Annotated in this window: 13 protein-coding genes; 6 read left to right on the top strand and 7 right to left on the bottom strand. The window is 63.0% G+C overall.

What is annotated here, in order from left to right; translation table 11 throughout:
- Window positions 1-95 precede the first annotated feature (95 nt).
- Window positions 96-1,493, top strand: coding sequence for an MFS transporter (locus tag ACNEOT_RS20005; RefSeq protein ID WP_415976222.1), 1,398 nt, complete (start codon window positions 96-98; stop codon window positions 1,491-1,493).
- A gap of 146 nt (window positions 1,494-1,639) precedes the next feature.
- On the top strand, window positions 1,640-2,080 hold the full coding sequence (locus tag ACNEOT_RS20000; protein WP_415976221.1) for an Hsp20/alpha crystallin family protein: 441 nt from the start codon (window positions 1,640-1,642) through the stop codon (window positions 2,078-2,080).
- A gap of 22 nt (window positions 2,081-2,102) precedes the next feature.
- Here ACNEOT_RS20000 and ACNEOT_RS19995 read toward each other — a convergent pair whose 3' ends face one another.
- The 5 genes from ACNEOT_RS19995 to ACNEOT_RS19975 form a co-directional block, all read right to left on the bottom strand.
- Window positions 2,103-2,975: an alpha/beta fold hydrolase gene (locus ACNEOT_RS19995; RefSeq protein ID WP_415976220.1), complete on the bottom strand. Its 873-nt coding sequence runs from the start codon at window positions 2,973-2,975 to the stop codon at window positions 2,103-2,105.
- Window positions 2,976-2,979: 4 nt separating this feature from the next.
- On the bottom strand, window positions 2,980-3,459 hold the full coding sequence (locus ACNEOT_RS19990) for a hypothetical protein (protein ID WP_415976219.1): 480 nt from the start codon (window positions 3,457-3,459) through the stop codon (window positions 2,980-2,982).
- Window positions 3,460-3,589: 130 nt separating this feature from the next.
- Window positions 3,590-4,237, bottom strand: a complete 648-nt coding sequence (locus tag ACNEOT_RS19985) for a hypothetical protein (protein ID WP_415976218.1) — start codon at window positions 4,235-4,237, stop codon at window positions 3,590-3,592.
- A gap of 71 nt (window positions 4,238-4,308) precedes the next feature.
- Window positions 4,309-5,517, bottom strand: a complete 1,209-nt coding sequence (locus ACNEOT_RS19980; RefSeq protein WP_415976217.1) for an alpha/beta hydrolase — start codon at window positions 5,515-5,517, stop codon at window positions 4,309-4,311.
- Between the two features lie 9 nt (window positions 5,518-5,526).
- Entirely contained in the window at window positions 5,527-6,393 is an 867-nt protein-coding gene (locus ACNEOT_RS19975; RefSeq protein WP_415976216.1) for a hypothetical protein, read from the bottom strand.
- A gap of 65 nt (window positions 6,394-6,458) precedes the next feature.
- On the opposite strand from ACNEOT_RS19975, the gene ACNEOT_RS19970 reads away from it, so the two are divergent.
- On the top strand, window positions 6,459-7,226 hold the full coding sequence (locus ACNEOT_RS19970; protein ID WP_415976214.1) for a tryptophan-rich sensory protein: 768 nt from the start codon (window positions 6,459-6,461) through the stop codon (window positions 7,224-7,226).
- 4 nt (window positions 7,227-7,230) lie between these two features.
- Here ACNEOT_RS19970 and ACNEOT_RS19965 read toward each other — a convergent pair whose 3' ends face one another.
- Entirely contained in the window at window positions 7,231-7,902 is a 672-nt protein-coding gene (locus tag ACNEOT_RS19965; protein WP_415976213.1) for a TetR/AcrR family transcriptional regulator, read from the bottom strand.
- 70 nt (window positions 7,903-7,972) lie between these two features.
- Window positions 7,973-9,175, bottom strand: coding sequence for an oxidoreductase (locus ACNEOT_RS19960; RefSeq protein ID WP_415976212.1), 1,203 nt, complete (start codon window positions 9,173-9,175; stop codon window positions 7,973-7,975).
- 139 nt (window positions 9,176-9,314) lie between these two features.
- On the opposite strand from ACNEOT_RS19960, the gene ACNEOT_RS19955 reads away from it, so the two are divergent.
- The 3 genes from ACNEOT_RS19955 (at window position 9,315) to trpS (ending at window position 11,847) form a co-directional block, all read left to right on the top strand.
- Window positions 9,315-9,770, top strand: a complete 456-nt coding sequence (locus ACNEOT_RS19955) for an SRPBCC family protein (protein ID WP_415976211.1) — start codon at window positions 9,315-9,317, stop codon at window positions 9,768-9,770.
- Between the two features lie 248 nt (window positions 9,771-10,018).
- The gene (locus ACNEOT_RS19950) at window positions 10,019-10,531 is read left to right on the top strand and encodes a hypothetical protein (protein WP_415976210.1); all 513 of its coding nucleotides are present in this window, start codon (window positions 10,019-10,021) and stop codon (window positions 10,529-10,531) included.
- Between the two features lie 269 nt (window positions 10,532-10,800).
- Window positions 10,801-11,847, top strand: a complete 1,047-nt coding sequence (gene trpS, locus ACNEOT_RS19945; protein ID WP_415976208.1) for a tryptophan--tRNA ligase — start codon at window positions 10,801-10,803, stop codon at window positions 11,845-11,847.
- Window positions 11,848-11,886 lie beyond the last annotated feature (39 nt).

Raw genomic sequence — 11,886 nt, 5'->3', positions numbered from 1 at the left:
CGCCACTGATCCCTCGTCACGAGGTGCAGGTCTCACGGCAGCTCGGCGAACTCGCATCATGAACTCATCGATCATCATCAGCAACGGAGCATCGGATGTCACAGGACACCAACGAATCGACGGACGGCCACGGCGATACCGCGGTCGCGACTCGCAGCACGAAGGACCTCACCAAGGCTGCGGTGTCCGGTTGGCTCGGTACGGCCATGGAATTCATGGACTTCCAGCTGTACTCGCTGGCCGCCGCAATCGTCTTCAACCGCATCTTCTTCCCTGACGTCAGCCCGGCCATCGGCTTGATCGCCGCTATGGCCACGTACGGCGTCGGCTACGTCGCGCGACTCGTCGGTGCGATCTACTTCGGGCGGATGGGCGACCGGATCGGCCGAAAGAAGGTCCTGTTCATCACCATTGCGATGATGGGTGCCTCCACCACCCTCATCGGCGCGTTGCCGACGTACGACGCGATCGGCATCATGGCTCCGATCCTGCTCGTCGCCCTGCGCTTGATCCAGGGATTCGGTGCCGGAGCCGAGATCGCGGGTGCCACCGTGATGTTGGTCGAGTACGCACCCGACAAGCGGCGCGGTCTCATCGCGTCACTGGTCTCGCTGGGTACCAACTCCGGAACCCTTGCTGCGTCGGCTATCTGGGCGGTATTGCTCGCCGTGCTGTCGGAGGATCAGTTGCTCAGCTGGGGCTGGCGCGTTCCGTTCCTCGCGAGCTTCTTCCTGATGATCTTCGCGGTGTGGCTGCGCTCGAACCTGAGGGAAAGCCCGGTATTCGAGGAACGTGCCGATGTGGTCGACGGTGTGGCTCTCTCACGCGACGAGATCGAGAAGACCGACGAGGAATTGAAGGTCAGCGTTCTCGAGTCCGGTCTCAAGCAGAAGAAGGGGCGCGCGTTCTTCATCGCGCTCGGCCTCCGCTTCGGTCAGGCCGGTAACTCCGGTCTGATTCAGACCTTCCTGGTCGGTTACATCGCGTCCACCCTGCTGATCGACCGATCGATCGCCACCAGTGCCATCGTCTACGGTTCACTCATCGGCTTCGCCACCATTCCGATCATCGGCATCCTGGGCGACCGGTTCGGCCGTCGTCCGATCTACATGGTGCTCAGCGCGCTGACGATGATTCTGGCGTTCCCCTTGATGCTGATGGTCACCAGCGGCAACACCGTCGCGCTGGTGGTTGCGATGGTGCTCGCGCTCAATCTCGGTGTGCTCGGGCTCTTCTCGCTCGAAAGCGTGACGATGGCAGAGCTCTTCGGAGCCCGCACACGGTTCACGCAGCTCGCACTCGCCAAGGAAATCGGCGGCATCCTCGCCACGGCGATCGGGCCGTTGCTCGCAGCCAGCCTCACCGCGTGGACCGGTAGCTGGTGGCCCATCGCAGCGATGCTCGTGATCTACTCCGCGATCACGTTGGTGTCGGCGTTCCTGGCGCCCGAAACCAAGGGACGCGATCTGGTGCGGCTCAACGACGCGGCCTGACCATCGCTGCAACGCAGCAACATTGAGCGAAAAATTTCACTCGACCCTCTTGGCACTCTCCAGTGGAGAGTGCTAATTTGGGTTTCGCACAGTGAAGGGCGGCCCGCCGCAGGGGCGGACGCATCGTCGTACAGGAGGTGGTTGCTGTGCTTCGCTTCGATCCGTTCCGTGACCTCGACTCGATTGCTGCCGGGATGCTGGGCGCGACCAGTGGTTCGGACCGTGCACCCAGGTTCATGCCGATGGACCTCTGCAAACTCGACGACCACTACGTCCTCAACGCAGACCTCCCCGGTGTCGACCCGGGCTCGATCGATGTCGATGTCGATCGCGGCACCCTCACGTTGACCGCGCATCGCACCGCGCCCACCAGTGATGGCGTGCAGTGGCTTTCGTCGGAGCGGTTCGCCGGAACGTACCGTCGTCAGCTCTCGCTCGGTGACGGCGTCGACGCGGAAAATATCTCGGCGTCCTACGACAACGGCGTCCTGACGGTCACCATTCCCCTTGCGGCGCGCGCGAAGCCTCGCAAGATCGAGATCGCTCACGACAACACGCAGCGAACCATCGAGACCCAGACCAGCTGAATCAACGTCGCCGAACTCGCAGTTATGCAGGCGAATTGGTTCCGAAGCCCTGCGTAACTGCGAGTTCGACGTTGTCCTTGACGGCGTCGGCAGCGTCGGCGGGGGCGTGGGTCGGAATCCAATGCGACACACCAGGCAGCACCGTCAGTGTGTAGTGCGCGTCGACGTAGCGTTGGGCACCGTCGACGGCGGAACGTCCGATGAACGTGTCGCCGTCACTCCACACCATCGACGTCGGCACGGCGATTCGCAGGCGGCCGATGCCGGGGTTCGAGAACGGCAGTCCGCGGTACCACGTGATCGCATAGTGCAGCGCCCCGTAGTCGACCACTTCCCGCTTGATGACGGCCAGGTCGGAATCGCTCGCACCGCTTCTCTCGTACCACTTTTCGGCTCTCTTGCCCGGCTGCGTCATCCAACGCTCGGGCAGGATCGGCAACTGGAAGAATCCGAAGTACCACGAGTGGCGAATCTGCTCGGAGCTGAGCAGTGCAGTCATGAACGCGCCGGGGTGCGGCACCGAGAACGCCGTCAGCGATGCGACGAGCTCCGGGTGTCGGCCTGCGGTGACCCAGGCGACGTTCGCTCCCCAATCGTGTCCGACCAGGTGAACGGGCCTCCCGATGCGCTCGATCAATGCGACCACATCGCCCACCAACGCTCCGAAGCGATAGTCACGTCGCCGTTTCGGGCGGGCGTTCGGCGAGTAGCCGCGCTGATCAGGTGCAATCGTGCGCATCCCGGCGTCGTTGAGTATCGCCATCACCGCCGACCACGACGATGCTCGCTCGGGAAATCCGTGAAGTAGCAACACGACCGGGCCGTCGAGCGGTCCTTGGTCGAGGACGTCGAATACGAATCCGTCGTGGGCGTAGTTCGTGATCCTTTCGTTCACCGAATCACTCCGACCAGCTGCCATGTTCTTTCCAGTGCTCGAGCCGAACCAGCAGTTCGTTCTTCGTGCGTCGGGAATTGAGAAGGTTTTTCCACCCAAATATGCCGATGCGATTGGTTCCGAGAAGTTTCGTCTTGCGTTCGCCGTAATCCACGACCGAGATGTACGGCCCGTCATCACCGCCGCGTTTCCAGCGAAATGACTTCACCGACTCACGTGGAACAACCGCAACCACTCCGGTTCGACGACGAGTTTCCAGCCGGTCCGCGTATACAGCGGTCCGCTCGGCCGCACTCGTGAACGATTGCCACACACTGCCGACGATCACCACGACGGTGAAAATCATCAACCACCAGGGCACCCAATTCCATGCGCGGCTCGCCACCAGTATGACTACCATCATCGACGGTACGAGGATTGAGATGATGTGGTGTTGTCGGGCATCTTTGGCTGTCATCCCGATGTTTGCCAACGGATCGTCCATGCCGCCCCCTCCGGTAGAACCTTAATTTCCGCACCACGAACGTATCGCACTCGGAGCAGGGCCGCGGGCCTAGCCGGCCGCTACGGTGAGCAATTTTTCGGAGGCCGCGAGGGGTGCGAAGCCGTCGCACTCAGTTCGGCCAACACAGAGGGCCGGGCTGCGGGCTCTGCGAAGTCGGGACCGGTGAGCAGGAATACAGAAGCCGAATATCCTCGTCAGTCAGGTGAACCTTGTGTTCGACGAATGTTGCTTCCACCTGAGGGAGGGCATCCCACAAGACGCCAACCCTCGCGAAACCGCAGTCGCTCAACGGATACGACGGTTCCATCGCTCGCCCGTCGGCGTCGACGAGCCAGGTGTCGAGAAGCGCGGGCATGCTGTATGTACTGGTATCGCAAGCACCAGGAAACAGGGATCGACGCGCCGACGGTGCGTTCAGTGCATCAGTCAAAGCGAGCGGTTCTGCCCCATAATGGGTTTCGATGAAGTGAGCAGTTCCGTCGGCAGCCGCGGGTCCGGTGATTGCGTTGTCGCACACCACTACCGTCACCGGGGTGAAGCTACTGGGAACCGTGCCGGGTGAGGGTCTGGGCCCAGTCTCGAGTTCTGCCAGCGGACGCGGTTCGACGTACTCGCCGTAGGGGGGTGCGCACTCGAAGGCATCTGCCAGGCCGATCTCGGCCACGGGACGCGCGCGTGGTTCGCTGAATACGCCGGCCGCGACCAGGGCGAAGAGGATCAACACGAACGTAGTGAGGCCTGTGCGGCGGTTGATCACACTCGGATCGTAGCCAACTGTCCTCGGATTCGTCGGTCGTCAACGTTCCAGATGTCATCGGCCCGCTGTGGTCAGCAAGTACTGGTCACTGGTTTGCCGGCGAATCGATCAGCGATGAATTCGATACCGGCTTCGTCGCCGACATCGTGGCCGTTGTCGGGCTGCGGCTGCGCGACGACGACATCGCCCAGGGCACATGCTTTCTGGATTCCGTCGGCGGTCCACTGGGGCAGTACGACGTCGTCCTTCCCTCCGTAGGCCACGAACATCGGCACGTCGGTCCGTACCTGAGGGAGGGTGTAGCGATCGATCACGTCGAGCAGCTTTTGCTCGGATTCGGCCGAGTCGGCAGCGAACTCGTCCGGTGCCATGGCCTGGATTGCCCGCGCCTTGCCCTCGGTGTCTCCGCCCTGGCAGCTGAGGAGGAGCTCACTGTTGGCCTGGGCGACGCTGCCGCTGTGGTCCTTCGGGTCGATTGCGGGGTCCACTTGCTGTGCGCCGTAGAGCAGGTACGGCACCAGCCCCTTCTGTGGGGTGGTCAGGGTTCCGTTCGTTTCGGCACTGATTAGGGGCGTCAGATCCGTCGGCGGAGACAACGACAGCGATCCCACCAAATCGAGTCCCTGACCATAGGTGGCCGCGAGTTCGTTTGCAGCCCAGGCGGCTTGGCCACCCTGGGACAGGCCGACCGCAGCCCAGCGCGCGGACGTCGCGGGAATTGCACTGTGAGCGGCGCGGGCCGCGTCGATCATATTCTTGCCGGAGGTGCGCGGCTCGAGGTACGGATGAGTCCCGCCGCCGGTGCCGAGGCCCTGGTAATCGGGCAGGACGGTGACGGCACCGAGTTCGGTGTAGTCCTTGACTGCATAGTGGTAGCCGAGGAGATCGGGATACAGGCTGGGCCCGCAGTCGGCCTGAACTCCGGTGGTGCCGTGTCCGAAGACGACGATGGGCCAGCCGCCCTCAGGGGGAGTGCCCGGCGGAACCGCTGCTACTCCGGAGACCGCAGTCGGGGAATTGTCGACACCCGACGACGACTCGTAGACGAATCGGTAGAGCGTGGCCCCGGTGTTTGCGAGCTCCGAAGAACGATCACCGAAGTCCTCGTATTCGAGCACAGTTCCCGGTACGCCCGTGAGGTCGTACTGCGATGCAGGTGTGGTCGTCGTCGATGTGGGAGACGCGGTCCTGGGCTCGGTCGTCGAACTGCACCCGACCACCACGGACGCGGCGAGGCAACACACCGCAGCAGCGCGGATCGGGCGGGAGTAGGGAAGCACACCGCGTGTCTACCAGAATTGCGCCAACAACTCCTCCGACGCCTGCAGTGGCGCGTAACCGTCGGGAACGACGCGGCGACATCCGTCGAGTTCGACGGTCACGTTGCGGATGTTCGACGGCCAGGCATCCACGTATGTCGTCGTCGCCGTTTGCGTTGCCGAGATCGAGCAGGGCCCGGCAGGTGGCAGGTCCTCGATCGATATCCCGATCTCGTCGGTGACGCCGACGTTGACTGTGCCGTCGAATAGGCAGAAGACGTAGCCGACCGTGAGGCCGACGGCAGACTCGGTGCCCTCGTCCGGTGGGCTGAAATGCGGGGAGCAACTCGACACTCGAAGTCGCTGCGGGTTGATGATCGGTACGCGATGGTCGAACTCGGTCACAAGGTTCAGGTTTCGGATCTCGGCAATCGCGCTGACATCCGGCAAACCGCATTCATCGACGGGCAGAGTCGGTTCCACAGCGCGGCCTCGGGCATCAACGAGCCACAGTTGCGGGGTTTCCACCACACTGTAGGTCGGACACATGCCCGGCGTCAGAACGCGTCTGCTCGGCGCGTTCAGCAGGCTGATCAAAGTGGAGAAGTCGCCTTCCCATCGGTGTTCGCTGTACGCGACGCCTGCGACGGGCATGATTGCGTCACCGACTTCGCAGGTGACCGCTGCTGCGGGAACGAAGTCGAGGGGTACCGTTCCCGGGGTCGGTCGATCGACAGCCGGGGTCGGTCTGTCGACTTGTTGGGGAACCTGGCACTGGAATGCCTCCGCCGAGCCGATTTCCGCGACCGGCCGAGCTGGGCCTAGCGAGGTGGGCGAGCCGCAGGTGACCGCAGTGATTGCAACGAGCATCACCCCGACCGTCCATCGCCATCTCATCTACCCAATGTAGAGACAACGCAGCTCAGAGTTTGCCTCGTCTGCATTCGGGGCACTAACGCGCTATGAAAATCGCGGTGGTCGTCAGTGCGGTTTCGGCCGTCGTGGTGTCGTTTCTCGGGTCGGGTGCGTGGATCGGTACCCCGATTGCCGAGGCTGCAGGTGGGGCGTTGAGTGCCACGTCGACTCTGGTTGCACCCGCCGGTCCTGCGTTCTCGATCTGGTCGGTGATCTACACCGGGCTCATCGCCTACGCCGTCTGGCAGTTCCTTCCCAACCGCACTGCACGGCACGACGCCTTGCGCGGCCCGATCGTCGCATCGATGTTGCTCAATCCGGCGTGGATTCTCGCGATTCAGATCGGGCAGGTGTGGCTGAGCGTGGTCGTCATCGTCGCGCTGCTCGTGGTTCTCGCCCGAGTGTTCGTGCTGATGCAGCAGCACCGACCGGAAGGCGTCGCCGATGCGGTGATCACCGACGGCACCATGGGCATCTATCTCGGGTGGGTGTGCGTGGCGACGATCGCGAACATCTCCGCGTGGCTGGTGAGTCTCGGATTCACCGGAGGCGCAACGGTATGGGCGATCGTCGTGCTCGTCGTGGCTGCTGCCGTCGGCGTGTTCTTGGCTCGGTACTCCGGTGGAGCGATCGCACCGATGCTGGCGATCGTCTGGGGGCTGGGATGGTTGGCGCAGGGCCGCTTCTCCGGTGCGGTGGTGGATACGACCGTCGGCTGGACAGCCGTTCTCTCCGCTGCGGTCGTCGCGGTTGCCACCGTGGGAATCAGGGTCGGTGGGCGCACGATGGCCGGCAATCGCTCGTCGGTGAAGTAGACCTCTAGGAGGGCCCTCGAAGTAGTGCGACAGCATCGTCGACGTCCAGTGTCGGGTCGAGGACCGGCACCGTGTTCAGGCAGGCGATGATGAGGTGCACCAACCACTCGACCATGTGGTCGATCTCCAGGTCTTCGCCGGATTCGTCTTCGAGCCATCGCGCCGTTGCGCCGTCGATAGCTGCGACAATGCTGCGTCCGACGAGCCTGACGCCTGCGTTCGCCGGATTCAATCCGAGCAGTCCGGCGGCCGCTGTGAGCACCGCGGTTCGGGCGTTCTCGAAGACCTCCCAGGCTTCGGGATCGGAGCCTCTGCCACCGAGCACCAATCGGAGGGCCAGTCCGCGATGCAGTTTCAGGTAGTTCAGATGGCTGGTCAAGGCAGCTCGAATTTGCACGTCGGGTGTCGAATCGGGAATCTCCGTGAACGCCTCCGACATTGCTGCGGCAGTGGCTTGCATGGCCTCGAGGTAGATGCCTCGCTTGTTGCCGAAGTAGTGAAAAAGCAAGCCGTGGGCGACATCCGCCGATTCGACGATGTCCGCGACGCCGACCTTGTCGTAGTCGGCCTCCGCGAACAGGGCGACTGCCGAGTCGATCAATCGCTGACGGGTTTCGGCGGCACGAGCGGTGGCCCGGTTGGCCCGGGCCACCGGCTTGCTGGAACGACTTGGCACCGCGCGTCCAATCTGCCTCGGTTTCACCGCTCGGCTGTTGCCGAGGGTTCCGTGCCAGCCTAGGTCGTCATCAGATGATCGGAGTGATGTGGTCATGGAGGTCGAATCCGAGCAGGGCTTTGCCGTAGGTTTCGATAGACACTCGGGGGAGCATGACTGCGTGGCGGGCACCGACATTGGAATCGCGCCAAATGCGCTGCAGGGCATTGACTTCGGCGAAAGCGCCGGCACCCGTGGCGTCGACGAGCATGTTGAGTGCCTCGTTGATGCTGCGCAGTGCCACGGCCGCGTCGCCGCGGACACGAGCGCGGGAGAGCAGATCCGGGTACTCACCGGCTTCGGCCCAGCGCTTCACGTCCTCCGCTGCGCGGTAGGCGTGTAGGTGCGCGGTGTCGACCTTCAATGCGGCTTCGGCGAGGAGTAGCTGAAATGCCACGGAGTCGGCCTGACGGTCGAACACCGTGTAGGCGAGCGCTTTTTCGGCAGCCTTGGTGCGAACGAGTTCGACTGCCGCGCGGCCCATTCCGAGCTGCGGGCCGACGAGCACCATCACCAACATGGGGCCGAAAGCCGAACGGGCGAACGCGGAGTCGGGGCGCTCGGTCACGTTGGCACCGCTGAACGCCGGAATCATCGACAGCATGCGGTGTTCGGGGACGAAGACGTCCTCTGCAACGACGGTGTTGCTGCCGGATGCGCGCATGCCGGCCACGTACCAGGTGTCGTCGACCCGGTAGTCCGCGCGAGGCAGCAGCGCCATTCCCTGGTCGAGCATGTCGCCGTCTTCGTCGTTGATGATGATGCCGCCGGTGAACCACTCCGAGTGCAGGCTCGCCGAGGCGTAGGGCCAGGTGCCCGACAGTTGGTAGCCGCCCTCTACCTTGCGGGCGGTGCCGCCGGGGGTGACGACGCCGGCGATGATCGCGTCCGGTCCGTCCGCATAGACCTCGGACAGGGCCTGATCGCTGTAGAGGCCGACCGCCCAGTCGTTGACGTTGGACAGTGTGGTGACCCAGGATGCGCCGGCGTCGCCTTCGGCGATGATCGCCGAGACGTCGAGCATGGTGCGCAGATCGGTTTCCAGACCGCCGAACTTTGCCGGTGCCGCTACTCGGAATGCGCCCGCACGTCGAAGGGCGTCGACGGTGTCCTCGGAAAGCCTTCTCGCTTTCTCGTTCTCGGCGGCACCGGCCTTCAGCGCGGGTACGAGAGCGCGGAGATTGGCGAGCACATCGGTCGCGGTTGCAATGGGCAGCGCTTCGGTTGTCGTCATGGCTTCTCTTTCGGTTCTGGCCCCACCTGTGAGGCGTGTCTCACGAAACTAAGCCTGCATTGACTTGATGTCAATCTTGACTTCCAGTCAACCGTGTGGCGTAGTTGTGGGAACGATGCCGTCGAACGAAGGAACCGAGATGCTGAACATCACGATGACGCAAGAGCTCCCCGCCTCGCAGGACGAGGTGTGGGCAACGCTGTCCGACGTCAGTACGTTCGAGAATTGGCATGCTCTGCACGAGGATTGGGTGGAGACGCCCCCGAGGGACCTCGAAGTGGGGTCGACGATGGTCGAGAAGATCAAGATCGCCAGTATCACGGACACCATCGAGTTTCAGGTCGAAAGCTTGCGTGCACCTGAGGAATTGGTTCTGGTCGGTGCCGGTTCCACCGGATCGAAGATTCGGTTGACGATGCACTGCAGCGCACGCGGTACCGGTTCCACCGTCACCCTCGAGTTGCAGGTGACGAGTCCGCTGTTGTTCGGTGTGGTGGGCAAGGCGCTGCAAGGCACGTTCAAGAAGAAGCTCACGGCCACACTGACCGGACTGGCCGGCTACCTCGCCGGTCAGTCCAGAAGTGCTGGTGCGTAACAACGTTCGAGACGACGCCTGACGTCGTCGAGGTCGCGGGCGTCTCGCACCTCGACCATTCGTTCGACGACCGTGCCGGTCCCCAATATCGCCGATTGCGGCTGATCGATGGTCGGGGTTCGAACAGGGCACCGCGGCTTTTGGTGTCGGTGATGGTGAACGTGCCGACACAACCCATCCTTCGGCAATTTCTACGACTACATTGGAAGATCGATCGGGAGCTCGAATGGGTGGAGGAACGATCCGATATGACGCACACGGCAGATCATCGACTCCTCGGGTGGACCCGTATCGCAGGGGTGGTGTTCGTGATGTACACCGTCGTCATGGCGCGATACGAAACGATCATGCACCGCGCCGGCGGCAGCGGAATCATCGATTTCGAGCTGGCAGGCAGCGGGGACCGGGCCGAAGCAATTATCGAAGCATGGGGTCCTGCCGGGGTATCCGCGGCGAGGACCTCTCTACACCTCGACTTCGGTTACATGACGTCCTACGGGCTGTTCCTCGCGCTGTTGACCGAGAAGGCCAGGCGGCGGCAGAAACCCGGCCCTCCCCGCAGGTTGAGTCGCATTCTGCAGCTGGCACCGATCATTGCAGTTGGCTGCGACGCGCGAGAAGGTGCGGAACTCTTGGCCGTCCTCCGCGGACACGACGTCGACCGTCATGCTCGCCGCGCCCGTGTTGCCGCGCTCACGAAGTTCATGGCGTTGTTCGTCGGGCTGACGTTCTGGGTCACCTCAGGACGTAGACGCGCGTAAGTGAGCGGGCTGGGTTCGCCCGGCGTCCGTGCACGAGTGGTGATCGAGCATGATCCACATCCATCACTGCGAATTGTGAGCGATGGCCCCTTGTCGGTCGACCTTGCTAGCCTGTGGTGGTGATCGACACTCGTCAAGCTTGGTGGTGGCTGCGCTAGCAGCCCCGATCCGGCATGTCCTTCGGGCTGTACTTCAGCCCGCCGATCTCTCGAACGGATACGACGCGCGGCTGAGATGGCCCGCCCCGGTTCTTTTCAGAGAGGTCTTCAATGAGCACCGACACCTACACTTCCAGCGTCGAGCGCAGCAACGTGCTGGCCACCGATATAGCGGCCGATCCGGGCATGTACCGCACGCTGACCGGGGAGCGGCCAACCGGCCCACTGCATCTCGGTCACCTGTTCGGGACGATCCGAGAGCGAGTTCGACTACAAGATCTCGGCGTCGAGACGGTCGTCGTCCTGGCCGACTATCAGGTGATCACAGACCGCGACGCAATCGGGCAGGTGCAACGGCACGTCTACGACGCGGCACTGGACAACATCGCAGCGGGGATCGACCCAGACAAGTCGACGATCTTCACGCACTCGGCAGTACCCGCCCTCAATCAACTTCTATTGCCTTTCCTCAGCTTGGTGACCGAGGCCGAACTTCACCGAAACCCGACCGTGAAAGCCGAACTTGCTGCCAGCGGACGAGCCCTGAGCGGCCTGCTGCTGACCTACCCGGTACATCAGGCGGCGGACATCCTGTTCTGCAAAGCCAACGTGGTGCCAGTGGGCAAGGACCAACTCCCGCACATCGAGATGTCGAGGGTGATTGCTCGGCGATTCAACGACCGATACGCCGCGATATTTCAAGAACCACAAGCACTGTTGACGTCGAGCCCTGACGTTCCAGGACTCGACGGGCGCAAGATGTCCAAGAGCTTCGGCAACGCGATCACGCTGTCGATGACACCGGAGGAGACGGCCCAGGTGATACGCCGAACGCCGACGGATTCGGATCGCTACATCTCTTATGATCCGGACACACGGCCGGGAGTGTCGGCACTGCTCACCGTCGCTGGCCTGTGCACCGGCAAGAAGCCGGAATCGATAGCCGACGAGATAGGTTCGGCCGGGGCAGGGGCATTGAAAACCCTTGTGACAGAGTCAGTCAACTCGTTCCTCGCAGAACATCGCCGCCGCCGCGCAGAGCTCGCCGCCCAACCAGGTTACGTCCAGTCGATAGTGCGTAGAGGGAACGAACTTGCAAACGAGACAGCCGAGCAGACACTTCGCGAAGTACGCAGGGCCATGGGCACCCACTACTAGAAAGACCAGGCCCAGCCGCACACACGCGATCTTGGAGAG

The organism is Rhodococcus sp. 077-4 (genome assembly GCF_047782425.1).
Classification (GTDB): domain Bacteria; phylum Actinomycetota; class Actinomycetes; order Mycobacteriales; family Mycobacteriaceae; genus Rhodococcoides.
The sequence above is the reverse complement of the archived record's forward strand: the minus strand, read 5'-3'. Positions and strand labels throughout refer to the sequence as shown.

Bases quoted from the DNA above. Each gene is read 5' to 3' on its own strand.
- ACNEOT_RS20005 (WP_415976222.1), top strand. From the start codon at position 96: ATGTCACAGGACACCAACGAATCGACGGACGGCCACGGCGATACCGCG.
- ACNEOT_RS19990 (WP_415976219.1), bottom strand. From the start codon at position 3,459: ATGGACGATCCGTTGGCAAACATCGGGATGACAGCCAAAGATGCCCGA.
- ACNEOT_RS19975 (WP_415976216.1), bottom strand. From the start codon at position 6,393: ATGAGATGGCGATGGACGGTCGGGGTGATGCTCGTTGCAATCACTGCG.
- ACNEOT_RS19970 (WP_415976214.1), top strand. From the start codon at position 6,459: ATGAAAATCGCGGTGGTCGTCAGTGCGGTTTCGGCCGTCGTGGTGTCG.
- ACNEOT_RS19960 (WP_415976212.1), bottom strand. From the start codon at position 9,175: ATGACGACAACCGAAGCGCTGCCCATTGCAACCGCGACCGATGTGCTC.
- ACNEOT_RS19955 (WP_415976211.1), top strand. From the start codon at position 9,315: ATGCTGAACATCACGATGACGCAAGAGCTCCCCGCCTCGCAGGACGAG.
- ACNEOT_RS19950 (WP_415976210.1), top strand. From the start codon at position 10,019: ATGACGCACACGGCAGATCATCGACTCCTCGGGTGGACCCGTATCGCA.
- trpS (WP_415976208.1), top strand. From the start codon at position 10,801: ATGAGCACCGACACCTACACTTCCAGCGTCGAGCGCAGCAACGTGCTG.